The organism is Polaromonas sp. P4_F9 (assembly GCF_056401235.1).
This window is the reverse complement of record NZ_JBFUJT010000006.1, coordinates 17005-42829: the sequence shown is the minus strand read 5'-3', so window position 1 is coordinate 42829 and position 25825 is coordinate 17005. Positions and strand designations below refer to the sequence as shown.

The following is a 25825-nucleotide window of genomic DNA, read 5'->3' as shown; positions in this document are numbered from 1 at the left end:
TCGAAGTTGCTGATCGGGTCAAACGACAAGGAGCATTGTGAACAGGAACACTCAAGCACGCAGGGCATTGCTGGGGATTTGCTTGGGCTTGGCTGCAGCCTGCGCACAGGCCGGGCCCGATGCAGCCGCCACGCAGCAGGTGCGGGCCCAGCTTGTCGCTTCTGCGAGCGCTGTGCATGCCGGAGACCGTCTGCTGCTGGGGCTTCACCAGCAGATCGCGCCCGACTGGCACACCTACTGGAGCAACCCGGGCGATACCGGTCTGGCCACCCGCATCGACTGGAGCCTGCCTCCAGGGGCCACAGCCGGTGAGATTCAATGGCCCACCCCGCAACGCTTTCAGCTCGGGCCCATCACCAACTTTGGCTATGCCGGGGAGGTGACCCTGCTGACCGGGATCGACGTGCCCAAAGGCTTGCAAGCGGGCCAGCAGTTCCAGGTTCAGGCCCAAGTCAACTGGCTGGTGTGCCGTGAAAGCTGCATTCCGCAGAAAGTCGAGTTGCGCCTGAGCCTGCCGGTGCTTGAGCCCGGCCAGCCCAGCGGCGCGGGCAGCCCGCTGATCGACGCGGCCCGCACGCGTCTGCCTATGGCCAGCCCCTGGCCCGTCACGCTGCAGTACGCCACCGACCATGTGACCCTGCGCCTGGTGAACCCTGGCTTGTCCCAAAGTGCGCTCAATGCGCTCGCCTTCTTCCCGACCCAGCGCCATCAACTGTCGAATGAGGTGGCGCCAACGGTGGAGCAGGTCGGCAACGACGTTTTACTGCAACTGCCCTATGGCGACGAGCCACCCTCGGCACAGGCGGCCTTGAGCGGCGTGCTGGTGGTCATTGACCCCGCCCAGCCCGCCAGTCCGGCCCGTGGTTATGTGGTCAACAGTGCGCCATCGCCCCTTGCCAGCAAGCCCGCCAGCGTGGTTGAAGCCGCCGCATCGACGTCATCGCCCACCACACTGGCCTCGGTGCTGCTGCTTGCGCTTCTGGGTGGCATCGTGCTGAACCTCATGCCTTGCGTGTTTCCGGTGTTGTCGATCAAAGCCCTGTCGCTGCTCCAGCATGCCGGGCGACCGGCGCGTGAAACCCGTCGGCATGGACTGGCCTATACCCTGGGCGTGCTGGCCAGCTTTGCGCTGCTGGGCGGGCTGCTAATCGTGCTCAAGCAGGGCGGAGCGCAGATCGGTTGGGGCTTTCAGTACCAGTCGCCGGGCTTTGTGCTGGTGACCGCCTACCTGATGTTTGCGGTGGGCCTGAGCCTGTCCGGCGTGTTTTCGGTGGGTAGCTCGGTGGCGGGATGGGGCTCCTCGCTGGCCTCGCGGGTGGGCTACAGCGGCAGTTTCTTTACCGGCGTGCTGGCCGCCGTGGTCGCCAGCCCCTGCACCGCCCCCTTCATGGGCGCCGCGATAGGCTATGCGCTGACGCAGTCGGCGGTCATGTTGCTGGCCGTTTTCCTCACCCTGGGACTCGGTCTGGCACTGCCCTACCTGCTGCTGAGCCACTGGCCCGCGCTGCAACACCGCCTGCCACGGCCCGGACGCTGGATGGAGCGCGTCAAGCAAGGCCTGGCGTTCCTGATGTATGCCGCCGCCGTCTGGCTGGCCTGGGTGCTGGCCCAGCAGGCCGGCCCTCATGCGGTGGGCGCTGCGCTGGGCGGCATGGTCGCCATTGCGTTTGCAGCCTGGATTTTTGAAGCCACGCGGGGTCACATCCGCACGAGCATCCAGCGCAGCGGGATTGGCCTGGCCCTGCTTGCCGTGACGGCGGCCTTGCTGGGCGGCCAAGCCAGCTTGCAGGCGCTGCCAGTCCAGCGGTTGACGCTGGCCGAACCGGTGCACGGCGCAGAACCCTACAGCGCGGAGCGGCTGCAAAGCCTGCGCAGCCAGGGCCAGCCGGTCTTTTTGAACCTGACGGCGGCCTGGTGCATCACCTGTCTGGTCAACGAGCGGGTCGCGCTCATTGACTCCAATGTGCAGCAGGCGTTCGAGCGCGCTGGCATCCACTACCTCAAAGGCGACTGGACCAATCAGGATGAGCAGATCACGCGCAAGCTCGGGGAGTTCGGGCGCAGTGGCGTGCCTCTGTATGTGTACTACCCCGCACATGCTGGCGCCGACCCGGTGGTGCTGCCGCAAATCCTGACGCCGAAAATGGTGCTGGATGTCTTGCAATCACCTGCAGAGATGTCAGTGGCCCGTGCGCCCCTGAGCTGATCACGCAGGGTCAGCGGCCAGCCACTGCAGCTTGGGTGTCTTGCTCCTTCCCGCCTTTGGGGGAAGGTTGGGATTGGGGTGGGGGCTTTTGGTTATAAGCCGCATTTATGGACAGGCACAGATCCCCAGGATGGGGTGCAGGCAAATAGTGCGCAAGCAGTTATGAATTTGGTAGCAATCAGGTCGCCGCCTGGAACGCTGCTATCGCAAGCCAGGATGATTTTGCTCTAGTTGAAAATGCTGGCTCAGCGCTGGGCCGGGCAAGGCCTGATCCAGCTCGCCGATTACCTGGCAGCGAAGCAATAGAGCAGGCCGGCCAGCAAGGAAGAGGCAGCCAAGTGATGGGGTTGGCTCATCGCATCAATCCTTCTTGCGGTAGTCGTCGTGGCAGGCCTTGCAGGTGGCTTGCAGCTTGCCCAGCTGGGCCTTCACCACCGCCACGTCACCCAGCGCGGCGACGCGGGCCAGTTCGCTGGCTTCCTTGCTGAAGTGGCCGGCAATCTCGCGCGCCTTCGGGTCGGTGAACAGCTCGGGTTTGACGTTGGTTTCCCTCCAGCCCTTGCCGGTTTCCGTGCCGGGCGCGTAGAGCGCGCCCAGGCCGGAATTGGCAATCGCTGCAATCGTGTTGGCAGCCTTGATCACGTCCTCCTTGTTGTACTGGCCATCGACATTGGCCTTGACCCGGCCCGTGTTCCAGGCGATGAGCTGGTAGGCCGACTGGCGCCACTTGATCAACTGCTCGGGCTTGGGCGCCTGCTGGGCGATGGCCGTGGCTGTAGCAGCCAGGGCGCCTATCGCCAGCACCGATGCGGCGATGAGTTTCAAGGGTTTGTTCATCTGTTTTCCTTCAATTTTTCTTGGGGGTTGGAAAGGCCTGGCGTTTACACCAGGCAAGAGGGGATGCGGTTGAATCGCCCTGCGCTCAGGTGCGCGGGCGCTGTGGGCCTGTCAACTCCTGGGTGGCTTTACTTGGCGCGCCCGGCATAACCGGCCGTCAGTACCGGCAGGCGGTAGGCGGCGCCGCGACCGACGACATACAGGGTCTTTTTGTCCGCACCGGCAAAGGCCAGGTTCTGCGCTTTTTTCGGCAGGGCGATGATGCCCAGTGCCTCGCCCTGGCTGCTGAACACCTCGATCCCCTTGTTCGTGACCACGTACACGCGGCCTGCTTCGTCCACGGCCAGGCCATCGGCGCCGCTGGAGCTGCCGGTTTCGGTCTTTTGCCAGCCGTCAAGCCGGGCAAAGTTGCGCCGTGGCCCCAGCGTGCCATCGGGCGCGAGGTCATAGGCCAGCAGGTGCTCGCCCAGGGTGTTGGCCACATACAGCACTTTCTCGTCCGGGCTCAGCTGGATGCCGTTGGGACGCTCGATATCAGCCGCCAGGCGCTTGAGCTCACCCTTGGCCGAGATGCGGTAAACCGCAGGCTTGGCTGGCGCGATGGAAGGCACCGGCGGCGCTGGCTGGCCGGCCGCCGGTGGGTTCACGCCCGAATCGGTGAAATAGACATTGCCCTGTCTGTCCACCACCAGATCATTCGGACGGCCAAAGGGCGCGCCTTCAAAGTTGTCGGCCAGGACCCTGGCCCTGGGCTGCGGAAAGATGATGCCCACGCGGGCTTTCAGCACCTGCACCGCGTACAGGTCGCCATTGGCGGTGAAACCCAGCCCGTTGGCGCCATTGCTGCCTTCGACGAAGGCTGAGGTGGAGCCATCGGGCGCGATGCGGGTCACGCGGTTGGCCGCAGTCTCGGTGAAGATCAGGCTGCCGTCGGGCAAGGCCACCGGCCCCTCGGTGCCATTGAACCCTTCCTTGATCAGCTCAATCGGGGTTCCCGCCGCCACCACACCGGCAATGGCCACCGTCACCGCCCCGGAAGGGGCCGGCTTCTGCGCCTGCACCGCTGCCGAGGCGAAAGCCCCGGCCGCACTGGCGGCCAGCAGGGCGCGCCCAAGGATGTGTGTTGTTTTCATGCTTTCTCCTGTCTTTATGTCAACGGGTTCAGGACTTGGTCGCAGCCGCCGCCTTGGTCGCCAGGCTCTGGACCACTTCCAGCGCCTTCTCGACATTGGCCACCGGTGTCAGGCCGCCCACGGTCGCGGCAATCTTGCCGTCCGGCGTCACGATGAAGGTGGTGCGCTCCACGCGGGCATGGTCGATATCGGCGCCGCGCGTGTCCTTGCGGCCAGCCGGTGTGTCGCTCACGCTCAGGTCAAAGGCCTTCGAGACCTTGCCGTCTGCGTCCGAGGCCACGGCGACCTTGCCGGCGCAGTACTCGGGGTCCGCCGAGAAGGTATTGAGGCGCGCTATGTTGTCAAGCGACACTCCGATGATGGAAGCGCCGACCGCAGCGAATTTTTCCGCGTTGACGGCAAAACTGCGGGCCTGGATATTGCAGCCGCCGGTGTAGGCCGAAGGGTAGAAATAGACCACGACCGGGCCTTTCCTGAGGGACTCCTTCAGCGAATAATTGAAATCCTTGCCGTCCAGGGATGCCTTCAGCCTGAAGTCAGGCGCCGCATCGCCTTCTTTCAGTGCGGCAGCCACTGGCAGGGCCAGCAGTGCGGACATTAGCGCGGGCAGGGCCGCCTTGAAAATCCAGTGTTTCATGTTGGTCTTTCCAGTTCTTACAAAAAAAGTGATTCAGATACCCGAGAGGTAATTCGCCAGGGCTTCGATTTCAGCCTCGGTCAGCGCCCTGGCGGCCTGGGTCATGACGCCGCCATCGCTGTTGCGTCGCTCGCCCGAGCGCCAGTCGCGCAGTTGTTTGTCGAGGTAACGCCATTCCTGTCCGCCTATCACCGGTGCCAGCGGGCTGGCTGCCAGGCCCTTGCCTTTGACCCCATGGCAGCTGATGCAGGCCACAACACCACGCGCCGGATCGCCGTTCTCGTACAGCGATTTCCCCAGCGCATGTCGCTCACCGTCCTGCGCATTCATGACCGGCTGGCTGGCGAAATAGGCGGCGATGTCGCGCACATCCTCATCGGACACGCTGCGCGCCATGATCTGCATCTGGTCGTGCCTGCGCGCGCCGGAGCGAAAGTCCCGCATCTGCTTGAGGATGTAGTCGGCCTGCTGCCCCGCGAGCTTGGCAAACTTGCCCTCCGGCCCATTGGCGCCGCCGACGCCATGGCCGTCCACGCCATGACACTCGATGCAGCGCTCCGATTCGGCCTTTTCGCGGCCCAGCACCGGGTCGCCTTTCACAGCCGCCGCCTTGATCTGTCCGGTAGCGGCCGCCCGGGCCTTGCCGGCAGGCGTTACCGCCATCACAGAGGGCAGCAGGCAGGCCGATGCCAGCACGGTATAAAACAGGGCTTTCACAAGCTAACCTTCACGTCAGGAATGCTTGTAGAAGTTGTGGCAGGCCTTGCATGTCCTGGAAATGCTTCCGGCCATTTCGGCTGCCTGGTCGAACTGCCGGGAATCCACCGATTTGACAATCTCGCTGGCCAGGTCCTTGCTCTTTCTGGACAGTGCAACTGCGTCGGCGGCATCGCCCTTGGCCACGAAATGCGACTCCACCTGTGTAAACATGCGGTGCAGCTCGGCCGCGTCAGCCTTGCTTTTTTCGGCATCCTTCAGGGCGATATTCGAGGCCATACTCAAGTTGGTGTCTTCGATGGTCTGCATCAGGTCCATGTCCAGCTTGATGTCGGCGGCGCACACGCCGCCTATCAGAAGCGACACCAAGCCCATCACAATCAGCGCCCTATGCATAAATGGCATAAACAAAAATCCCTTCCAGCGCGGGGCCGAGGCCCCGCTTCGTTGTGACGCCGTGATCAGGCCAGGATGTCCTTGACTACCTTGCCGTAGACCACGGTCGGTCGTTCGGACCGGCCGTTGTGCAGGAAGGTGGTTTTCATGTGATCCAGACCCATCAGGTGCAGCACGGTGGCATGCAGGTCGTAGGTGTCCACCGCCTTGTCCTTGTCGGCCGTTTGCAGGCCGATTTCGTCGGTCTCGCCGTAGGTGAAGCCGGCTTTCAGGCCACCGCCGGCCATCCACTGGGTGTAGCCCCAGGGGTTGTGGTCGCGGCCGCTGCCGCTCTCGCCCCAGGAGGTGCGGCCGAATTCCGAGGTCCAGACCACCAGCGTGGTGTCGAGCAGGCCGCGTGATTTCAGGTCGGCCAGCAGACCGGCGATCGGCTTGTCCACCATCTTGGCCATCAGGCCGTGGTTCTCCTCCAGGTCATCGTGGGCATCCCAGTCCCGGCGGTCAAGGGCGGTGCCTTCCGGCAAGCCTGACATCACCTGGACAAAACGCACACCGTTTTCAATCAGGCGGCGCGCGCGCAACAGCACCTCACCGTAGCTTTGGCTGGTTTTGTCGTTGATGCCGTACAGCGCCTTGGTGGCGGCGCTTTCCTTGCTGATGTCCACTGCTACGGGCGCGGCAGCCTGCATGCGGTCCGCCAGCTCGTAAGACTGGATGCGGGCGTGCAGTTCGCTGTCGGACGGATAACGCTCGGCGCCCACAAGGTTCAGTTTCTTGAGCAAGTCCAGCGACTTGCGCTGCTGCTGGGCCGTGCGCAACTCGGGGCGGTCCAGGTACAGGATCGGAGAGTCGCCTGGACGGAAGGCCGTGCCTTGGTACACCGCCGGCAAAAAGCCCGAACTCCAGTTGACCGAGCCGGCGCGCGGCTCGCGGTCATCGTTGTACAGCACCACATAGGGCGGCAGTTCCGGATTGGCCGAACCCAGCGCATAAGTGATCCAGGCACCGAGGGACGGGCGCCCTGGGTTGAGGTCGCCGGTGTAGAGCTTGAGAACCGAAATGTCGTGCGTGGCACCCACCGTCACGCTTGACTTGATGAAGGTCATCTTGTCGGCTTGTCCGGCCAGGTTGGGCAGCAGGTCGGAGAACCAGGCGCCGCTCTCGCCATGCTGCTTCCAGCTGCGTTTGGACGCATACAGCTTGCCAACCCCACCCTGGGTGCTGGTCTTGATGCCCTTGAGGAAGGAGGCCGGGGGTTCCTGGCCAGCCAGCTTGATCAGGTCGGGCTTGTAGTCATACAGGTCCAGCGTGCTGGGCGCGCCGGCCTGGTGCAGCCAGATCACGGATTTGATCTTGGCCGGGAAATGTGGCCCCTTGGGCGCCAGCGGATCGATCAGGTCGGCGGCATGGGCGGCAGAAAAGCTGCCCAAACCCGGTATCACACCGCTCATGGCGGCGGCACCACCGAGGTACACCCCGGATTTGCGAAGAAAGTCGCGGCGGGAATCATGGCTCATGGGAATCTCCTTGTCTTGTGTCAGTAATGCAGTAATGGGAAATGGTCAGAAGCGGTAGGCGAATTCGTTGGAATTTGCGACGGTATGAACCAGGTCGACAAACGCTGCGGACTTCACCGGGTCGAATTTCGTTGTGTCCTTCAGGCCCGAGGGCACGGCCACCTCGAACTTGCCGTTGACCGCCTTTTGCTGGACCACGATCTTCTGCTCGGTCAGGAAAGACTTGAGCGCGATGCGCTCCGTCTGGTTGGGCTCGCGTGAATACAGGATCTGGTAGAGCCGGTTGAGCTGCGCGGTCTCGTCGGCGCCTGCTTCGTTGATCACGCGGCCCGCCAGGGCCTGGGACCAGTCGAACACCACCTCGCTGTTGAACAGCGTCAGCGCCTGCAGCGGCGTGGTCGTCACATCGCGCTTGTGGTGCGGCGAATTCGGGTTGGCCGGGTCGAAGTTCTGCGTGATCGGGTAGCTGAAGCTGCGGCGCGTGAAGTTGTAGAGGCTGCGGCGGAACCAGTCTTCCTTGTTATCGGAGACGGCCCAGGCGCGGTTACCCTGGTTGTCTTCGCGGTTGCCTACCGTGCCGACCTTGAGCACCGGCGGGAACACCGACGGGCCACCCACCTTGTCCACCAGCAGGCCCGAGGCATACAGCAGCGAGTCACGGATCACCTCAGCCTCCAGGCGTTTGCGCGGGTAGAAGGCCAGCAGCTTGTTTTCCGGATCGGCCTTGACCGCGTCAGGACGCTCGTCGGACGACTGGCGGTAAACGCTGGACAGCAGAATTTCGCGGTGCAGCTTCTTGACGCTCCAGCCGTTCTTGACGAAGTTGCTGGCCAGGTAGTCGAGCAGCACGGGGTTGGTCGGCTTGGTGCCGGCACGGCCGAAATCCTGCACCGTGGAGATGATGCCCTTGTCGAAATACTGGGCCCAGACGCGATTCGCATAGACACGCGCCGTCAGCGGGTTGCTGTCGCTGCTCAGCCAGTTGGCCAGTGCGGTGCGACGGCCCGATGAAGTCGCGGTCGGCGTGACCGCCACTTCGCCCTTGCCGCCCCACAGCGCGGGAATGGCCGGCTGAACGGCTTCGAGCGGGCGCTCGTGGATGCCGCCGAAGCGCACATGGGTAGGCGGCACATCCTTGCTGGTCAACTCGAACGCGGTCGTGAAGTTGCGCGAGCCCTTGGCGGGCTTGAGCTTGTCAAACTTCTTGAGTTCGGCCTCCAGCTTCTGGTATTCCTTCCAGTTTGGCAGGTTGTCGGCGTTGTAATACGCCACGGCTGGCCTGGTGGCGCTGTCTTCCAGATAGGACTTGATTTCGTTGTCGGAAGACACGGCCTGCTTGCGCCAGTTGACCCAGCGATCCAGCGGCGTCCACTCGCCCTCGGGTTTGAAAATCGCCTCGCGGCTGTCGGTCAGGTAACGCTCGTTGTAGTACTTGCGGGCTGCCTCGCGCACCGTGTCGAGAAGTGCTTTCTGTTTGGCACGGATGTCCTTGGTGGCATCCTGGTAAGCCGCCTGGAGCTTGTCATATTCCTGATCGAACACCGTCTCGCTGCCCTTGGCCAGCGGTGCCTTCTCGTTGAAGGCGGTGTTGGCCAGGAAGGCCTGCAGCTGGAAGTATTCCTTCTGGCTGACCTTGTCAGCCTTGTGGTTGTGGCAGCGGGCGCAACCGATGGTGCTGGCCAGGAAGGCTTCGCCCACCAGATCGGTCATGTCGGTCTCGATCTGGTACTTGCGCTGCACCAGGTCGCGCGAGTTGTAGTTGTCGGGGTAGTTCGCCAGAAAACCAGTGGCGATCTTGGCATCCTGGCTTTCGGGCCACAGCTCATCGCCGGCGATCTGCTCCTGAACGAAGCGGCTGAATGGCTTGTCCTGGTTGAAGGCGCCAATCACATAGTCGCGATAGCGCCAGTTGTTCGGGCGGGTGTTGTCGTTCTGAAAACCGGTGCTGTCAGCGTAGCGCGCCAGATCGAGCCAGCGCCGCGCCTGCCGCTCACCGTAGTGCGGCGAGGCCAGCAGGCGATCAGCGAGCTTTTCGTAGGCAGTGGGCGACTTGTCGGCCACGAAGGCCTTGACCTCATCAGGCGTGGGCAGCAATCCCCAGGCGTCCAGCGTGGCGCGCCGGATGAAAGTGGCACGGTCAGACTCCTTTGAGGGCTTGAGGCCCTTGGCTTCGAGCTGGGACAGCACAAAAGCGTCGATGGGTGTACGCACCCAGGCCTTTTGCCTGACCTCGGGCGCCTGCGGCGCCTGCACCGGCTCATAGGCCGACCAGCCCTTGGGCGCCGCTTTTGGCGCAGTGGCCGCATCCACGACCGCCGGGGTCTGCGCCAACACTGCAGACCCGGCCAGAACGCCGAGCATGACTGATAGATATACCGCCTTGTTCTTCATTACCGTTTACCCCCCAAAACATGAATCGAGTTAGGCATTTACTTACTCCATTTTTAATATAAGGCCATGCATTTTTTTTAATTACCACTGCCCATCCACAGCTCCGACAAACACACAAGCAGATGAAAAATAGTAAAACCAGATCACCAAGACGCAACCATCGTGCCAGCCATATAAAGCCTCATATGAAAAACAATTTTGGAACACAACATATTGTTTTTATTGGATATTTTTTTATATTCTTACTAAGTAATATATTCAGCCAAAACAATGTAAAGAACCTTGAGTGTGGCCTGCGCAGATATCAACAGGTCATCTGTTCAAACTTCAACAGTTCAGTTAAGAAATCAACATAAATAACTAAAAAATACATAAAAAACATGGCACAGATAATGCTGAACCTTGCCGGTAAATCATTTTTCAAACCAGTAAACAAGGGTTATTCAGGTGCCATCTTTTAAAACAACAGCACTGGCCACTGCCGTGCTGCTCGCTGTGTCGAGTGGTGCGGTGCAAGCGCAGCCAGCCAACGAAATCCAGTCCTTGAAAGGCACTGTTGAGGATCTTCGCAAGCAACTCGATGAGCTGCGCGGGCTGATCCAGCAACGCGGCTTTGCCGCGCCTGCGCCGGGCGCCGCCAGTGTTGCCACCGCAGAGGAAAGCCAGGAGGCCATTGAGGCCAGAACCCTGGCCAGCAAGGCCGATATCCAGGGCCTGCGCACGGATCTGGAAAACTACAAGTACGACCAGTCTCGCCTGCAGGAGCGCAACATTCCGAGTGTGGTGCGCAACACCAAGATAGGTGGCTCCGTCACCGTACGCTACGACATCCAGAATCCAGAGGCGCCGCCGTCGAGCACCTCCAGCGGCTTTGGTCCGACTGACCCGCGCAACAGGGGTTTCAACGCTTCGGCGTTCAGCCTGAACTTTGCCGGCAACCTCTACCGCGACTATGACGAAGGCCGTAATCTCACCTACCGCCTGGCCCTGAGCAGCCAGAACACGGCCAGCAGTTCAACGACCAGCGTCAATTTGACCGATGCCTACCTGCGCTATAGCTTCCAGCCGGCCTCGGGCAACGCGGAAGATCCGCTCGGCACGATCACCCTGGGCCAGCAAACCGTGCCCTTCGGACAGGATGCGCAGGCGCTGGACCCTGAAGTCAAGTCCGTCATTGGCAACGCGGGCTTTGTGTCCGGCCTGGGTTTGAACTCGCGCCAGACAGGTCTGGTCATTTCTGGTGACTACAAGCCCTATGTCGACTTCACCAACAACTACCGTGCGCCTTTGCTGGCCTACTCGCTGGGCCTGTTCAATGGCAACGGTGCCAACAAGGCCGACAACAACAACTACATCGACACCGTCGGCCGCCTGGTTTACACCTTGCCGGTTGACTACAGCAGCTGGCTGCGCCAACTGCAAATTGGCGGCTCCTATTACCGCGGCTACAACTCGCTCGGCGCGGCCAGCACAACGGCCACCACGGTAGCCAGCAAAAAAGGTCATAACGACCGTTACGGCATGGACATCAACTGGACCCATCTGCCCTACTCGGTGGCCTACGAGCGTGCTTATGGCAAACAGGAACTGCTGGCGGCCACTGCTGCCAATCCCGACAGCTACCAGCGCGGCATGGGTCAGTACATCAACTTCGGCTACACCTGGGGCGAGCAGTTCCTCGCCAGTTCCAGGCAGCAGGGCAAGTTTGACGACTACTGGCCGAAGTCCTTCCAGACCTTTATCCGCTTTGACGACTGGGATCCCAACCGCAGCGGCTCCGTTGTCAATGACAAGCAGTTCATCACCACGCTGGGTCTGAATGTGTTTTTTGCTGAAACCACCAAGTTCCAGATCAACTACCTGCACATCCGCAACCAGCTCGGCGGCGCCGCGCCGACGGCGGCTCGGCCGGCTTCGGTCAATGCCATCCAGGCGCTGCTCAACGCTACTTTCTAACCCCAATCGATTCTGGAGCACACCCACATGAAACGTCGTTCATTCAATTCAGCCCTCATTGCAGGGCTTGGCGCATCCGCCTTGACCGGCCTGAGCAGCCAGGCCCGCGCGGCTGGCAAACCAGCCACCATCCGCATTGGTTTTTCCAACGCCGGCAGCGGCGGCCGCCCCTTGCCTTCGAGCGGTTACTCTGCCAACGCCGTTTTTCGTGGCGATATCGAACAGGAGTTTGCCGCCGATGGCATCAAGATCGAATGGAAATACTTTGTCGGCGCCGGCCCGGCCCTGAACGAGTCGTTTGCCAACGGACTGGTGGATTTCGCCTTCAGCCACGGCGACCTGCCGCTGCTGGTCGGGCGCTCGACCGGCCTGAAACACAAGCTCATCCTCTCGGCAAGCCGGGGCGGCGATGTTTACTTCATCGGCCCGGCCAACACAAGCGCCAAGAGCCCGCTCGACCTCAAGGGCAAGACCCTGTCGGTCCAGAAGGGCACTGCGGGACAGCTGACGCTTTACCGTCTGCTGGAAAAATATGGCATCACCGAGCCGGAAAAGGAATTTCGCATCATCAGCCAGATCTCGGATGACCGGCGGGCCTCTCTGGCTACCGGCGCGATTGCCGGCTGCATCGATACGCCCTTCGGCCTGGAAGCGCGAGGCGTGGCCAAACGGATCGTCGAGGTGTTCGACGACCCGCAGATCAATTCACCCGGCAGCATCTGGGTGGGCGAGGCCTTCGAGGCGCAGTACGGTGACATCGTGCAGCGCGTCGTCAATCGCCTGGTCAAGGCCGCGCACTGGAGCACTCTGGAAGCCAACCGGGAGACGATGTACCAGTGGTGGACCCGTTCGGGCAGCAATGCCTATATCGACAACAAGCAGAGCTGGGGCCGGGTCAAGGACTTGCGCAACCGCATCAATCCGATGCTGGACGACTACCACGTGGGCAGCCTGGAGAAGGCTATCGGCGAGGCCAAGAAGTACCGCTTGCTGCGTCGGGACGTGAAGGTGGACGGCTGGATCGAGCGCAAGTACCTGAACAACGCGCTGGCTGAACTCAAGCTCGAAAACTACTGGCCATTGCAGGACGCTACGGGCAAGTTCATCCGTACCTGATCGCCAGTCCGGGTGATCCGGCCGCCGGCCCCCGCCGTCGGCCTTTGTTTAAACCATTGGAGTCCGTGCCATGAGCGCCTCTACCGCCGATATCAATGTATTTCCTGTTTCGATGGCCCAACCGCAGGTAGCTGGCTGGCTGCGCCATGGGGTGGATGCTGCGCGGATCAGTCTGGCTGCAGCGCGCACGGTCCTGCTGGGACTGATCCTTCCTGCCCTGCTGTTCGGGCTGTGGTGGCTGACCGCCGAGCGCGGCTGGATTGCCGAGCAGATCCTGCCGCCACCGGCCTTTGTCTGGGAGTCTTTCCGGTCGGTGGCCCAATCGGGTGAACTGCTTGAGCATGTCGGCTTCAGCGCGGCCCGCGTTGGCTGGAGCCTGCTGCTGGGCGGCGGCGCAGGCCTTGTGCTGGGCTTCGGCATGGGTTTGTCGAGCACGCTGCGGGCTTATTTGCTGCCGACTTTCCGCGCCCTGGCCCAGGTTCCGGTACTGGGCTGGATTCCGCTGCTCATCATTTTCGTGGGCATCGAGGAGCCGCTCAAGGTCTGGGCAGTTTCGCTGGCGGTCGTGGTGCCGGTGACGTTCACCACGCTCGATGGCATCGCCAACATCCAGAATTCGTTGCTGGAAGTGGGGCGCGTTTACTGCTTCTCACCCCTGCAAATCCTGCGGCGCATCGTGCTGCCGGCCACCGTGCCCAGCCTGTTCACCGGCTTGCGTCAAGGCGTCATGCAGGCCTGGCTGACGGTGATTTTCGTCGAGCTGTTGTCTTCCAGCGAGGGTCTGGGCTTTTTCATGGCCTACAGCCGCTCGCTGGGTCAGATCGATCTGGTAATCGTCTCGATGTTTGCCATTGGCGCCGTGGGCATCCTGATCGAGTGGGCCTTGCGCCTGATCGAGAGCCGTCTGCAAACCTGGCGTCGCGCCGCTTTCTGATTTTTCCGGGACCTCCATGACCATGCGCTCTTCTTCTCCAACCAAACGGAATTTCCGCCCCTTTGTGCTGCCTGCACTAATCCTGATCGTGTGGGCCTTTTTCACCAGCCAGAAGCTGGTGGACACCAAGGTCATCGTGCCGCCGTTGCTCGTGCTGACCACGGCCTTGGCCGAACTGGCCAAGCCCGGTTTTTACCAGGGCGTGGGTCTGAGCCTGTGGCGCGATATCGCCGGTTTCTCGCTGGGTGCCGTGTCGGGCATTGCGCTGGGCGTGCTGCTGGCGGTTTCGCGGTCGGCCAGCCATCTGATTGGCCCGACCTTTCACACCGCCCGCCAGATTTCCCTGTTCGCCTGGCTGCCGCTGCTGTCGGCGTTTGCCGGAACAGGCGACACCTCCAAGATCGTCTTCATCGCTTTTTCGACCTTCTACCCCGTCGTGCTGGCGACGCTGGAAGGGGTGCAGGGCGTCAGCCAGTCGCATGCCGAGGTGGCACGCGTCTATGGTTTTTCGCGCCGTCAGCTGTTTTTCCGCTTGATCCTGCCTGCCGCCTTGCCGCAGATCCTGTCGGGCATCAAGCTCGGCCTGATGTATGCGTGGCTCGCCACCATCGGTGCCGAGTTTCTGCTGGTCGATCATTCCAATGGTCTGGGACGCATCGTTTTCAGGGGCCGGGCCACCTTCAGTGTGGACGTGATCCTGTTCGGCCTGCTGGCCATCGGCCTGATCGGCTACGGCTTTGGCCGCAGCACCGGGCTGGCCGAACGCCGCCTGCTGCGCTGGCGCGCCCCGGCGCTCTGAGCACACCATCCTTCCAAACACCACGCTGTCATCACATTCACCTATCTGAAAGGAGCCCCGTCATGGCCCATGCAGGCACCATCGAAATCAAGAACCTCCACAAGCAGTACGAGGTCAAGGGCCAGCCGCTCAAGGTCCTCGACAATATTTCCCTGTCCATCCGTCCGGGCGAATTCATCAGCATCGTGGGCTCCAGCGGCTGCGGCAAGTCCACGCTGCTGCGCTTGCTGATCGGGCTGGAAAGCGGCTACGAAGGCCAGATACTGCTGGACGGAAAACCCATCAAAGGCACCAGTCTGGACCGCGGCATTGTGTTCCAGGAGCACCGGCTCTTTCCCTGGCTCACGGTCGAACAGAACATCAGCCTGGGCCTGCTCAACGCGCCTGGCACGCAGGCGGCCAAGGACAAGAACGTGCAGGAACACATCGCGCTGGTGGGCCTCAGGGGCTTCGAGAAGGCCTACCCCTACCAGTTGTCCGGCGGCATGTCGCAGCGCGTGGCCATTGCCCGTGCGCTGGTCAATCGCCCGGAGGTGCTGCTGCTTGATGAACCTTTCGGTGCCCTTGATGCCCTGACCCGTTCGCACCTGCAGCAGGAACTGCAGCGCATCTGGCAGGCCGAAGGCATCACCGCCATCCTGGTGACGCACGATGTCGAGGAGGCCGTTTTCCTGGGCGACCGTATCGTGGTCATGCAGCCCCGCCCGGGCCGTATCAAGCGCATCGTGGACGTGCCGCTGACCCGCACGCGTGAGCGCGGCAGCCACGACTTTGCCGCCATCAAGGACGACGTTCTGGGCGAATTCAGCCACGAGCCGCGCGCGCAAGACCCGGTCCCCGCCGAGGCGCTTGCAGCCTGATTCAGCCACCCGTTGTTTCTCCCCAACTCAACCTCAACCATCCTCTCTCTCTGAAAACAAGCTCCCATGACTCCTTCTCTCAAGACTCCCCCCTTCAAGGCGTCCAAAGTACGCACTACCGCCTGGATGTTCGCCGCCGTGGCGGCCGTCCCGCTGTTGGCGCTGGCCCAGTCGGCCAGTCCGCCTCCCCCGCCCGCTGCGGTGTCGGCCGCTGAAGCGGCCAAGCTCTTCAGCTTCTTTGTCACCAGCCAAGGCCCGGGCAAGGGCGCCGACCTGGGCGGCCTGGCCGGAGCCGATGCCCATTGCCAGAAGCTGGCCAGCGCCGTCGGCGCTGGCAACAAGACCTGGCACGCCTACCTGAGCACCCAGGCCAGCGGCGGCCAGGCGGCCGTCAATGCACGCGACCGGATCGGCCAGGGCCCCTGGTACAACACCCGTGGCGCGGTCGTGGGCAAAGACCTGGCCCATCTTCATGGTGACACTCTTGAGCTGGCGCGCCTGGGCAACAACCTGACCTGGGCCACGGCTTTTTCCGAGAAGAATGAGCCGGTGAAACGCGCAGGCGACAAGCCCAACGAGCACGACATCCTCACCGGCTCGCAGCCCGACGGACGCGCCTACACCGACGACGCCGACCACACCTGCAAAAACTACACCAGCAGCGCGCCCGATGGCTCGGCGCAGGTGGGCCATTTCGACCGCACCGGGGGCGGCAACACCTCATGGAATTCGACGCACCGCAGCCGCGGTTGCGGCCAGGAAAATCTGGTCAGCACCGGCGGCGCGGGCCTGCTTTACTGCTTTGCCGTGAACTGAGGAGGAGAAAAGGGCAACCCGGCAGGCTCAGGCCCGGCGACCGCAAGGCGCCGGGCCTTTTTTAGTGTTGCGGCGCAAATTTTTAAGTGCTTTTGGCCTCTAGCGCACTATGGACGGGCGTGAGCAGCTATCAATAAAGGAGTGGCTCAAGCGGCTCGGGACAGGCCGCCTTCAGGTTTTCCAGAAACGAGCGGGAACGCTGGAATCTTCTGTACATCACTTTGCGTCTGGCCTTGCCCCCGCTTTGGCACGCCCCGCCAACGACTCGGCTTTTGCAATGTTGTCGGTAATGCCCTGCGCCACGGGGGAATCGGCGGGTGCATGCAGCAGCACCTGGCGCCACAGGGCCACCGCACCGGCATAATCCTGGCGCTCAAAACGCACGCTGCCTGCCAGGGCCAGGGCCTGCACGTTCTGCGGTGCCAAAGTCAGGGCCTGCTGGATCAGCTGTTCCGGCTCACCGACTAGCTGCTGGTTGCCGCTCATGGCCAGGGTCACCGCATAGTCCAGCAAGATGTCGGCATCGCCCGGCGACAGTTTCACCAGTTGCCGGTAGGCCTCCACCGCTTCCTTGAAGCGCTGTGCCGACTCGTAGGCTCGCACCAGCCGACGCCAGGCAGCGGCATCGCCGGGCCGGGTTGTCAGGTGTTCGACCAGCTCGGATACGGTCTCGGCTGCCTGCGTAGCCTGGAGCGATGCCGGCGTTCCAACGCTGGCGTAAACAAGAACGGCGGCAAGCACCAGCGCTACGGACAGACCCACAGCCAGCCTGGGTTGCGGGCGACCGGGGGGCGTTGAGCGCACAGGATCGGCACCGGGCGGCACAAGTTGCAGCCGCAGCAACGCGGGCAGCACAACGCACAAGGCCAGCAAAAGCAACAAGGCCGCCAGAACAACAAAGGTGGTCATGCGGTGTACGTCTCCCCGGCGGAATCGCCGGCATCGCCCTGCGGCTGGCGCTGGCGCACATTGACGAAAAGCAGGCCCAGGCCGGCCAGCAGCATCGCCAGCGGGCCAAACCACAGCAGCCAGGTGCTGGGCTTGACGGGCGGGCGGTAGAGCACGAAGTCGCCATAACGCTGCACCATGTAGTCCAGCACTTCCTGGTCCGAGGCGCCCCGGACCAACTGGTCGCGCACCTGGTTTTTCAGATCGACGGCGAGCTGGGCATGGGAGTCCTCGATCGTCTGGTTCTGGCACACCAGGCAACGCAACTGTCCGGTCAGCTGCGCCACATGCTGTTCAAGCGTGGTCTCGGCCAGGGCCGGCGCGGCGGCCAGCATCAAACAAAGGAAGAGGCTACGCACGGTTCAGCGCCTTGATCAGCGGCAGCAGTTTTTTTTCGATGATCTCGGTGGTGAGCGGCCCGGCGAGCTTGAGGCGAATCACGCCCTGCTTGTCGATGACAAAGGTTTCCGGCACGCCGTAAACCCCGTAGTCAATGCCGACCTTGCCATCGGTGTCAAGAATGGAGAGCCGGTACGGGTTGCCATGCTTTTCCAGCCATTTTGACCCGTCAGCGCGCGCATCCATGTAGTCCATCCCGATGATGCTCACCTTGCGTTCGGCCAGTTCCAGCAGCAAGGGATGCTCCTGCCGGCAGCCGGTACACCAGGAGGCCCAGACGTTGAGCAGCCAGACCTGGCCCTTCATGTCCTGCGGGCCAAACGTCTTGTCGGGCAGCGCCAGTTGCGCCAGCGCGAAAGCCGGGGCTGGCTTGCCGATCAGGGGCGAGGGAACTTCTTGCGGGTTCAGGCGCAGCCCGGCCCCGAGAAGGCAGACCAGGGAAAAAAACAGACCCAGGGGAAACAGAAAACGTCGCATGGCAATCTCTAGGTGGCAAGTTGAACGGAAGGGGTGGCGGCGGCATCGGCATCGGTCAGCGGGCGTTTGGCGCTGCGCTGGCGGGCCTGGCGGTAGCGCCGGTCCGAGGCGGCCAGAGCCCCGCCCAGCGCCATGAACAGCGTCCCGCCCCAGACCCAGTTCATGAAGGGCTTGTGCTGCAGGCGAACCACCCAGGCGCCGTCCTTGGTGGCCTCGCCCAGTGACACGTAGAGGTCGCGCAGCCACCCCCGGTCAATGGCCGCGTCGGTCAGCGGCATCTGCTGGACGACGTAAAAGCGTTTTTCGGGGTACAGGATCGCCACCGGATCGCCCCCCCGCGAGACCTCGAAACGCGCCCGCGCCGCGATGTAGTTTTTCCCGTTCACGCGCTCAAGCTGGGCAAAGGTGAAGCGGTAGTCGCCCAACGTGGCGCTGTCGCCCACGCGTATGCTGTGGTCGCTCGATGCATCCAGCCCCTTGACCAGGGTGACGCCGATCACGAACACGCCGATGCCCGCATGGGCCAGCACCATGCCCCAGTAGCTGCGCGGCAAGCCAGCCAGGCGGCGGCGCAGCGGCATGCCGGCCGACGCATGGCGCAGGCGCCCGGCAAGCTCCGCGGCGGTGCCGAGCAGAACCCAGGCTGCCACGGCCAATCCCACCGTCACCATCACCGAGGTGTTGAGCAACAGCGCCACCACCAGGGCAAACAGCACTGCTCCCACGGCGATCCAGCGCAGCCGGCGCAGCACGCCCTTGAGGGAAGCCTGCTTCCACGAGGCCAGCGGACCCACCGCGATCAGCAGCAGGAAGGGCAGCATCAAGGGCACGAAAACGGCCTCGAAATACGGCGCGCCGACTGAAATCTTGCCCAGGTCCAGGGCATCGAGCAGCAGCGGGTACAGGGTGCCGAGCAGCACCGTGCCAGCGGCCACCACCAGCAGCACGTTGTTGACCAGCAGCAGCGACTCGCGCGAGAACAAAGCAAAGCGCCCCCCCAGGCCCACGCCGGGCGCGCGCCAGGCATAGAGCGTCAGCGCACCGCCCACCACGATGGCCAGGAAGATCAGGATATAAATACCCCGGCTCGGATCGCTGGCAAACGCATGCACAGAACTGAGCACCCCCGAGCGGACCAGGAAGGTGCCGAGCAGCGACAGCGAGAACGCCAGAATCGCCAGCAGCACGGTCCAGCTCTTGAAGGTGTCGCGTTTTTCGGTCACCGCCAGGGAATGGATCAGCGCCGTGCCCACCAGCCAGGGCATGAAGGAGGCGTTCTCCACCGCGTCCCAGAACCACCAGCCGCCCCAGCCCAGCACATAGTAGGCCCAGGCGCTGCCCAGCGCGATGCCCAGGGTGAGGAAGGCCCAGGCCAGCAGCGTCCACGGGCGTGACCAGCGCGACCAGGCCGCGTCCAGCCGCCCCTCCAGCAAGGCCGCAATCGCAAAGGCAAAAGCCACCGAAAACCCCACATAGCCCATGTAGAGGATGGGCGGGTGCGCAATCATGCCCAGGTCCTGCAGCATCGGATTCAGGTCGCGCCCGTCCGCTGGGGCTGGCAGGGTGCGGCCAAAGGGGTTGGAGGTGAACAGCAGAAAACACAGGAAACCGACGCTGATCAGTCCCATCACCCCCAGCACGCGCGCCACCGTGCCGGCCGGCAGGGAGCGGCTGAAGAGGGCTACGGCGATGCTCCACAGGGCCAGCATCTGAATCCACAGCAGCACCGAGCCTTCATGCCCGCCCCAGACGGCGGCCACCCGAAAATGCAGCGGCAGCCGCGAGTTCGAGTTCGCGGCCACGTAGCTCACGGAAAAGTCGTTGACGACGAAGGCATAAACCAGCGCAGCAAAGCCCAGCGTGACGAACAGGCACTGGCCAAAAGCCGCGCTGCGCGCCAGCGCCATCCAGCGCGGTTTGCCCCGGTGCGCGCCCAGCAAGGGCAGGCTGCCCTGCACGCAGGCCAGGCACAGCGCCAGCACCAGCGAGAAGTTACCCAGCTCGGCGATCATTTCACGGCTCCTGTCAGGCCCGGCGCAGCGGCCTGCTTGAGCGCATAGGCGGCCTCGGGCGGCATGTAGTTCTCGTCATGCTTGGCCAGCACTTCATCGGCCACGAACAGCTGGTCCGCATTCAGCCGGCCCTGGACCACCACGCCCTTGCCTTCCTTGAACAGGTCCGGCAGGGAACCGCGGTAGTTGACCCGCAGGCGCTGCGCGTTGTCCGTCACCAGGAAGCTGACCGTGATGCCGTCGGCCTGGCGCTGTATGCTGCCCAGCTCCACCAGGCCGCCGATGCGAAAGCTGCGGTTCTGGGGCGCCTCGCCCGCCGCCACCTGGCTCGGGGTGAAGAAGAACACCAGGTTTTTTTGAAATGCCGACAGCACCAGGGCCACGCACAGGCCCAGCGCCGCCAGCCCGCCGGCCACCAGGCCCAGGCGCTTGTGCCGGGCCTTCATGCCTCGCCTCCGCCCGGATGCTGCTGGTCATGGCGGAGCTGGCGCAGGAGTTCCTTGCGGCGCCATCCCAGCGCCAGCCCTTCCCAAGCCAGGCCGCCAAGGAACACCCCCACCGAACCCCACACATACAGCGCATAGCCGCCCATGGCCAAAAAGTCGCCCAGATTGCGCCAGATCATGCCGACACCTCCGGCAGTTGCGCCACCCATTTGGCATGGCGCTCGCGCTCCAGCACAATGCAGCGCAGGCGCTTGAGACAAGCCGCGATGGCATACACCCATGCGCCTAGCGCGGCCAGCAGCAGGCCCGCCAGCATGCCGGGCGCCATCAGGGGCGCACTGCTCAGGCTGATGGAGGCGCCCTGGTGCAGGGTGTTCCACCATTTCACTGAGAAATAGATCACCGGCACGTTGACGACGCCGACCAGCGCCAGCAAGGCGCCCGCCCGGTCGCCGCGCCGGGGGGCGTCGATGGCCGACTGCAGCGCCATGAAGCCCGCGTAGAGGAACAGCAAAAGCAGCTCGGACGTCAGCCGCGCATCCCAGACCCACCAGGCGCCCCAGGTCGGGCGGCCCCACAGGGCGCCGGTCCACAGCGCAAGGAAGGTGAACATGGCACCCGTGGGGGCAATCGCCCGCGCCATCATGAACGACAGGCGGCTGTTCAGCGTCAGGCCCATCGCGGCCCAGAAGGCCATGGCCAGATACAGCACCATCGACAGCCAGGCGGCCGGCACATGGACAAAAATGATGCGGTAGGCATCGCCCTGCTGGTGATCCGTGGGGGCCAGCAGCAAGCCAACCACCAGGCTCAGCGCCAGCAAGGCCACGGCCACGGCCTGCAGACCGGGAATCAGCCGGCCTGCCAGCGGGTAAAAAGCAGAGGGGGAAGCGTAGCGCCACCAGCCGGGACGGGCACCGGCGAAAAAGCGCACCGCGAAGGGAGAGGGAGAAGTGGGTGGGGTGGGTAACACAGGATGTCCTTGATTCAGATCGTCATTCCAGGGCGATGCGCAGGGCTGCCGAGGCAGCCCAGGGCGCCAGCGCCAGGGCGCCCGCCAGCGCGCCGCCCAGCAGCAGCAAATGGGTGGCGGCGTCCAGGCCGCCGGCCTGGGCCTGCACGGCGCCCGCGCCAAAAATCAGCACCGGCACATACAAAGGCAGCACCAGCAATGCCAGCAGCACCCCGCCGCCCCGCACGCCCAGGGTCAATGCGCTGCCAATAGCCCCCAGCAGGCTCAGGATCGGCGTGCCCAGCAGCAAGCCGATGCACAGCACCCGGGTGGCTGCGCCCGGCAAGCCAAACTGCAGCGCCAGCAGCGGGGACAACAGCACCAGCGGCACACCGGCCACCAGCCAGTGCGCCAGCACCTTGCCCAGCACGATGACGACGAGCGGCTCGGCCGACAAGGCCATCTGCTCCAGCGTTCCATCGGCAAAGTCGAGCGCAAACAGCCGCCCCAGCGACAGCAGCGAAGCCAGCAAGGCCGCCACCCACACAATGCCGGGCGCCATGCTGCGCAGCAGGCCAGCCTCCGGGCCGACGCCGAGCGGAAACAGCATGACCACGATGGCAAAGAAAAACACCGTGGCAAGCAGGTCGGACCGGCGCCTGAAGGCCAGCAGCAAATCGCGCTGAATCACCCATAACAACACCTTCAGCATGGTTGCGCATGACCCAGTTCAAGCAGATGCAGCCGCGCCGCCTGCAAGGCCAGGGGCTGGTGGGTCGAGTACACCACCACGCCGCCTTGCGCGAGGTGCTGGTTCAACGCCGCCTGCAGACCGTCGGATGCCGCCTGGTCCAGCGCATTGAAGGGCTCGTCCAGCACCAGCAGGCGCGGTATCGGCGCCAGGTGCAGCCGGGCCAGGGCCACCCGCTTGCGCTGGCCTTGCGACAGGCGCGCCGCCGGCAGGTGCGACTGCGCCGCCAGGCCCACCTGCGTCAGTGCCTGTCCGGCCTGCTGCAGCGTCACCGGCTGCCCGGCGATGCGTGCGCCTAGCAACACGTTTTCTGCCGCCGTCAAATCATCCTTGATGCCGCCAGCGTGGCCGATGTAGAGCAGGTCGCGGTAAAAATCCTCGCGCAGGCTGCGCACATCGCGGCCCAGCCAATCCACCCTGCCCGCACTCGGCAGCGCCAGGCCGCACAGCAGCCGCAGCAGGCTGGTTTTGCCGCTGCCGTTGCTGCCCTGAACCCACAGGGCTTGCCCGGCCGAAACGTCAATGTCCACGGCGCGAAACAGCTCGCGCCCACCACGCTCACAGGCCAGGGCCTGGGCGCGCAAGCCGGTCTCTACCATGCCGGCGTGCCTTGTGTGGCCGTGGCCGGTTTTGCAGCCGCCGCTGGCGAATCCGGCAAAGCCGCGCCACTGACGCCATACACCACAGCCACAGCCACGGCCACGGCCAGCGCTACCCCAAAGGCGATCCCTTCGCCTCTGCGACCGGACGATTTTTGATGATCCGCTGGCGGCGCGTCATGCCGCTCAACGTCCTTCCAGCCCGTCACCATGGGCTTGACCAGGTTGTCGCGTTTGAACACGGCATAAAACGCAATGGCCGCCACATGCAAGGCCAGCAGACCCCACAGGACATTGGAAAACTGCTTGTGCAAACTTGTCAGTCGGCCAGCCAGGGCCTCGTCCACCAGCGCGAACAGCGGGCCGCTGAAGGAAATATCGTCATTGCTGAACAGTCCGGTGCCAGCCTGCGCGGCCAGCAGGCCCAGCAGCGCGATGACGGACAGCGCGCCCAGCGGGTTGTGCCCCACGCCGCGCCAGCGCCCGCTCAGGTAAGCCTTGAGCCGGGACGGCGTGGGCAGAAAACTCAGGAATCTGGCATGGGCAGAACCGATGAGGCCCCACACCAGCCGAAACACCAGCAGCCCGACGATGCTCAAACCCGCCTTGCCATGCAGCGCCATCCACGCACCGCCCAGTTGACCCGTGATGAGCGCCACCGCCACCGCCAGCACCAGCAGCCAGTGAAACAGCCGCAGCGGCAAATCCCACAGGCGAATGCGCGTCGGCATGCGGACCGATGGCGCAGGCGTGGCGTGACGAGGTGCGTTGTCAATAAGAGCTTGGGCTTTCATGGCTGTTCTCGCAGGTCAGGGGGCGGCGGATACCGTGGCGGGCTTGGGTGGCGGCGCTGTCACGCGGGTGATCGTGCCGCCCTGGTCCTCGTAATCCAGAGAACCGGCTGCACCGGCCACCTTGAAGCCCTTGCTGGTCAGCAGATCACCCACCGCACCGGCACGGTGGGCACGGTTGGAGACGGTCAGAATGGCGCGATCCCTGGGGATGTAGGCCAGGCTTTTCTCCACATCCTTTACCTGGATGTTCAGATAGACCGGAAAACTTCCCTTGGCGGTGAGTTCATCGGGGCGCCGCACGTCAATCACCACCAGCTTCTGGGGCTTGGCCAGCAGCGCGTCCACGCCTGCGCGGTCAAGCCGCCTGGTCTTGTATTTCCACACATCGGCTGCGGCAGCGGCGCCGGGACTTGCAGCAGGGCTGGCCTGCTGCGCAAACGCGGCGCAGACGCTCAGACTTAACAGGGTGGCAGCCAACACGCTCTTCTGGTATTTCATGTGAATTCACTTCTTTCGTTGAGGGTTCCGGCATTCCCCTGGCCTAGGCTTGGTGGGGTGTGCCGACCCTTCTACCGCAATAAGCACGCCATCTTTATGGCGTGCCCTCTTCCGAGGGAAACACCCTTCACAGTCGCATCAGAGGTGTTGAAAATTCAGCAGCTCTGCAGTCTGATCAACAGTGCAGCCCATCAGGCTGCTGCTTCAGCGACAGCGCCTTCATTGAGCGTCTGATTGCGTTGGCCGGTGCCTCGGATCAGGCATCTTTGAAACATTGATTGCTATTTTTTTAATAGCTGCTTGCGCTTGTAGGATGGGCGCTAGAGTCTGTTTTTGCTGTGATTCTGATGCTGAACGCTCGCTTCGGCCAGCTCATACAAATACGCCCATGGGTAAATGCCGCGGTCATGGCCATCGCTGAAATGAAGTTGCAGACCATAGCTGCCGACCGGCGAGGCATTGGCCAGTTGAATGTCCACGCCCGGGATGCCTGGCGTACCTTGCAGTGCCAGTTGCTTACAGCCGGCACAACGGCAGTGGCTGCGAAGGTGAGCCGCTTCCAGCCGGAATGTTGTGTCATCCCAATGGACGTCCAGGCCGCGGGCGTCCAACTTGATCTCGCTGGGCGGCGCGGTTGTGCCGGTGTCTGTCATGCAGCCTGCTGCCAGCGGGCTAGTCCCAGCCGCGCCAGCTTGCGGACTTCGGGATCAGGATCGGCGAGAGCGGCTTGCAGCAGCGCGATGGCGGTGTTGCCACCTATCTCGCCGAGCGCAATGGCGGCTTCCTTGCGCAGGTTGCTGATCTCGTGCTGCAGAGCGCGGCCCAGCGGCGCGACCGCAGCGGCAGCCTTCAATTGGCCCAGCGCGCGCGCAGCGCGCAGCCTGACCTGCCAGTAGGCGTCGTCCAACGCGGCAATGAGGGCAGGTGCGGCGTCCAGCCGAAGCTTGCCAAGCGTGGCGGCTGCTTCCTCGCGCACATTCCAGGCCGGGTCCTTCAGTGCAGCGAGCAAGGCCTGGTGCACCTGGGGTGCGTCGTCCTGCAAAGCCAGGCCGAGCGCACCGGTGGCGGCGCGCCTGACTTCTGCATCGCTGTCTTCAGCGGCGATGCGCGCCAACTCCGGCAGTGCCGAAGACTGCTTGAGCCAGCCCAGCACGCCGACGGCTTCGCGACGCACTGCGGCGCTGTCATGCCTGAGCCCTTCTAGCGCCGGGTCGACCGCTTGCTGCAGCCGCAGCTCGCGCAGAGCACGTAGGGTGGATGCGCGCACAAAGGCGTGGGGGTGGTTCGCCCAGGGCAGCAGGGCATGGCCGGCTTCGGTGCTTTTGAGTTCGCTCAGTGACTGCGCAGCGGCAGTTTGCACGGCCTCGGTGTCGTCGAGCAGCGCCCCGGCCAGGGCCCGCACTACCGCAGGTGTCTCCCAACCCGCGAGGCGCTTGGCGGCTTCGGTACGCACCTCCGCGGCGATGTCCGTGAGCGCTGCCACGAGCCATGGCAGCAGGGCTTCTTCTTCGTGATCGGCCAATTCGAACAGCGCCACGCGGCGCACGCCCGCGTCGTTGCTGGTTAGGCGTTGCTGCAGGGCTGGGGACAGCAGGTTGCTGTCGTCAATGAGAGTGGTCATGAATATCTTGAAA

General features: G+C 63.6%; 27 protein-coding genes. 7 read left to right on the top strand and 20 right to left on the bottom strand.

The features are described 5' to 3' along the window. Positions 1–88: 88 nt before the first annotated feature. Complete coding sequence (locus AC1DUB_RS07140) at positions 89–2206, top strand: protein-disulfide reductase DsbD family protein (RefSeq protein ID WP_477728942.1); 2118 nt, start codon at positions 89–91, stop codon at positions 2204–2206. Between the two features lie 360 nt (positions 2207–2566). Here the strand turns inward: AC1DUB_RS07140 and AC1DUB_RS07135 are convergent, their stop codons facing one another. The 7 genes from AC1DUB_RS07135 to AC1DUB_RS07105 all read right to left on the bottom strand — a co-directional run bounded on the left by AC1DUB_RS07135 (position 2567) and on the right by AC1DUB_RS07105 (position 9834). Next, a complete protein-coding gene (locus tag AC1DUB_RS07135; RefSeq protein WP_477728941.1) occupies positions 2567–3043 on the bottom strand; it encodes a c-type cytochrome in 477 nt (158 codons plus the stop codon). A 128-nt stretch (positions 3044–3171) separates the two neighbouring features. After that, a complete protein-coding gene (locus AC1DUB_RS07130; protein WP_477728940.1) occupies positions 3172–4176 on the bottom strand; it encodes an SMP-30/gluconolactonase/LRE family protein in 1005 nt (334 codons plus the stop codon). Between the two features lie 28 nt (positions 4177–4204). Then, complete coding sequence (locus AC1DUB_RS07125) at positions 4205–4813, bottom strand: peroxiredoxin (RefSeq protein WP_477728939.1); 609 nt, start codon at positions 4811–4813, stop codon at positions 4205–4207. A gap of 33 nt (positions 4814–4846) precedes the next feature. Then, positions 4847–5530, bottom strand: coding sequence for a c-type cytochrome (locus AC1DUB_RS07120; protein ID WP_477728938.1), 684 nt, complete (start codon positions 5528–5530; stop codon positions 4847–4849). Positions 5531–5545: 15 nt separating this feature from the next. Further along, complete coding sequence (locus AC1DUB_RS07115) at positions 5546–5935, bottom strand: hypothetical protein (protein ID WP_477728937.1); 390 nt, start codon at positions 5933–5935, stop codon at positions 5546–5548. 56 nt (positions 5936–5991) lie between these two features. Next, entirely contained in the window at positions 5992–7443 is a 1452-nt protein-coding gene (locus AC1DUB_RS07110) for a DUF1501 domain-containing protein (RefSeq protein ID WP_477728936.1), read from the bottom strand. A 45-nt stretch (positions 7444–7488) separates the two neighbouring features. Further along, the gene (locus tag AC1DUB_RS07105; RefSeq protein WP_477728935.1) at positions 7489–9834 is read right to left on the bottom strand and encodes a DUF1549 and DUF1553 domain-containing protein; all 2346 of its coding nucleotides are present in this window, start codon (positions 9832–9834) and stop codon (positions 7489–7491) included. Positions 9835–10281: 447 nt separating this feature from the next. Here AC1DUB_RS07105 and AC1DUB_RS07100 point away from each other — a divergent pair, with 447 nt between their 5' ends. The 6 genes from AC1DUB_RS07100 to AC1DUB_RS07075 all read left to right on the top strand — a co-directional run bounded on the left by AC1DUB_RS07100 (position 10282) and on the right by AC1DUB_RS07075 (position 16315). After that, positions 10282–11790 (top strand): hypothetical protein, encoded by a 1509-nt coding sequence (locus tag AC1DUB_RS07100; protein WP_477728934.1) that lies wholly within the window; start codon positions 10282–10284, stop codon positions 11788–11790. 27 nt (positions 11791–11817) lie between these two features. Continuing rightward, positions 11818–12906 carry an ABC transporter substrate-binding protein gene (locus AC1DUB_RS07095; RefSeq protein WP_477728933.1) on the top strand — a complete coding sequence of 363 codons (1089 nt, stop codon included), beginning with the start codon at positions 11818–11820 and terminating at the stop codon, positions 12904–12906. Between the two features lie 70 nt (positions 12907–12976). After that, positions 12977–13840, top strand: a complete 864-nt coding sequence (locus tag AC1DUB_RS07090; RefSeq protein WP_477728932.1) for an ABC transporter permease — start codon at positions 12977–12979, stop codon at positions 13838–13840. Between the two features lie 64 nt (positions 13841–13904). Further along, complete coding sequence (locus AC1DUB_RS07085) at positions 13905–14639, top strand: ABC transporter permease (RefSeq protein WP_477728931.1); 735 nt, start codon at positions 13905–13907, stop codon at positions 14637–14639. 62 nt (positions 14640–14701) lie between these two features. Beyond that, complete coding sequence (locus tag AC1DUB_RS07080; RefSeq protein WP_477728930.1) at positions 14702–15499, top strand: ABC transporter ATP-binding protein; 798 nt, start codon at positions 14702–14704, stop codon at positions 15497–15499. Positions 15500–15565: 66 nt separating this feature from the next. Beyond that, positions 15566–16315 (top strand): lectin, encoded by a 750-nt coding sequence (locus tag AC1DUB_RS07075; RefSeq protein WP_477728929.1) that lies wholly within the window; start codon positions 15566–15568, stop codon positions 16313–16315. A gap of 216 nt (positions 16316–16531) precedes the next feature. Here AC1DUB_RS07075 and AC1DUB_RS07070 read toward each other — a convergent pair whose 3' ends face one another. From AC1DUB_RS07070 to AC1DUB_RS07010, 13 genes are all read right to left on the bottom strand, one after another. Continuing rightward, positions 16532–17224: a tetratricopeptide repeat protein gene (locus tag AC1DUB_RS07070; protein ID WP_477728928.1), complete on the bottom strand. Its 693-nt coding sequence runs from the start codon at positions 17222–17224 to the stop codon at positions 16532–16534. Next, a complete protein-coding gene (locus AC1DUB_RS07065; protein WP_477728927.1) occupies positions 17221–17622 on the bottom strand; it encodes a cytochrome c-type biogenesis protein in 402 nt (133 codons plus the stop codon). The genes AC1DUB_RS07070 and AC1DUB_RS07065 overlap by 4 nt, the downstream gene beginning before the upstream one ends. After that, entirely contained in the window at positions 17615–18139 is a 525-nt protein-coding gene (locus AC1DUB_RS07060) for a DsbE family thiol:disulfide interchange protein (RefSeq protein ID WP_477728926.1), read from the bottom strand. The genes AC1DUB_RS07065 and AC1DUB_RS07060 overlap by 8 nt, the downstream gene beginning before the upstream one ends. An 8-nt stretch (positions 18140–18147) precedes the next feature. After that, the gene (locus AC1DUB_RS07055; protein WP_477728925.1) at positions 18148–20151 is read right to left on the bottom strand and encodes a heme lyase CcmF/NrfE family subunit; all 2004 of its coding nucleotides are present in this window, start codon (positions 20149–20151) and stop codon (positions 18148–18150) included. Further along, the gene (gene ccmE / locus AC1DUB_RS07050) at positions 20148–20597 is read right to left on the bottom strand and encodes a cytochrome c maturation protein CcmE (protein ID WP_477728924.1); all 450 of its coding nucleotides are present in this window, start codon (positions 20595–20597) and stop codon (positions 20148–20150) included. Before ccmE ends, AC1DUB_RS07055 begins: the two co-directional genes overlap by 4 nt. Next, entirely contained in the window at positions 20594–20776 is a 183-nt protein-coding gene (gene ccmD / locus AC1DUB_RS07045; RefSeq protein WP_477728923.1) for a heme exporter protein CcmD, read from the bottom strand. Before ccmD ends, ccmE begins: the two co-directional genes overlap by 4 nt. Continuing rightward, entirely contained in the window at positions 20773–21570 is a 798-nt protein-coding gene (gene ccmC / locus AC1DUB_RS07040) for a heme ABC transporter permease CcmC (RefSeq protein WP_477728922.1), read from the bottom strand. The genes ccmD and ccmC overlap by 4 nt, the downstream gene beginning before the upstream one ends. 22 nt (positions 21571–21592) lie before the next feature. Continuing rightward, positions 21593–22261, bottom strand: coding sequence for a heme exporter protein CcmB (gene ccmB, locus AC1DUB_RS07035; protein WP_477728921.1), 669 nt, complete (start codon positions 22259–22261; stop codon positions 21593–21595). Continuing rightward, positions 22255–22899, bottom strand: a complete 645-nt coding sequence (ccmA, locus tag AC1DUB_RS07030) for a cytochrome c biogenesis heme-transporting ATPase CcmA (protein ID WP_477728920.1) — start codon at positions 22897–22899, stop codon at positions 22255–22257. Before ccmA ends, ccmB begins: the two co-directional genes overlap by 7 nt. Beyond that, positions 22893–23693 (bottom strand): cytochrome b/b6 domain-containing protein, encoded by an 801-nt coding sequence (locus tag AC1DUB_RS07025; RefSeq protein WP_477728919.1) that lies wholly within the window; start codon positions 23691–23693, stop codon positions 22893–22895. Before AC1DUB_RS07025 ends, ccmA begins: the two co-directional genes overlap by 7 nt. A gap of 15 nt (positions 23694–23708) precedes the next feature. Continuing rightward, entirely contained in the window at positions 23709–24191 is a 483-nt protein-coding gene (locus AC1DUB_RS07020) for a rhodanese-like domain-containing protein (protein ID WP_477728918.1), read from the bottom strand. A gap of 320 nt (positions 24192–24511) precedes the next feature. Further along, the gene (locus tag AC1DUB_RS07015) at positions 24512–24844 is read right to left on the bottom strand and encodes a gamma-butyrobetaine hydroxylase-like domain-containing protein (protein WP_477728917.1); all 333 of its coding nucleotides are present in this window, start codon (positions 24842–24844) and stop codon (positions 24512–24514) included. Further along, the gene (locus AC1DUB_RS07010) at positions 24841–25812 is read right to left on the bottom strand and encodes a HEAT repeat domain-containing protein (RefSeq protein WP_477728916.1); all 972 of its coding nucleotides are present in this window, start codon (positions 25810–25812) and stop codon (positions 24841–24843) included. Before AC1DUB_RS07010 ends, AC1DUB_RS07015 begins: the two co-directional genes overlap by 4 nt. Between the last annotated feature and the right edge of the window lie 13 nt (positions 25813–25825).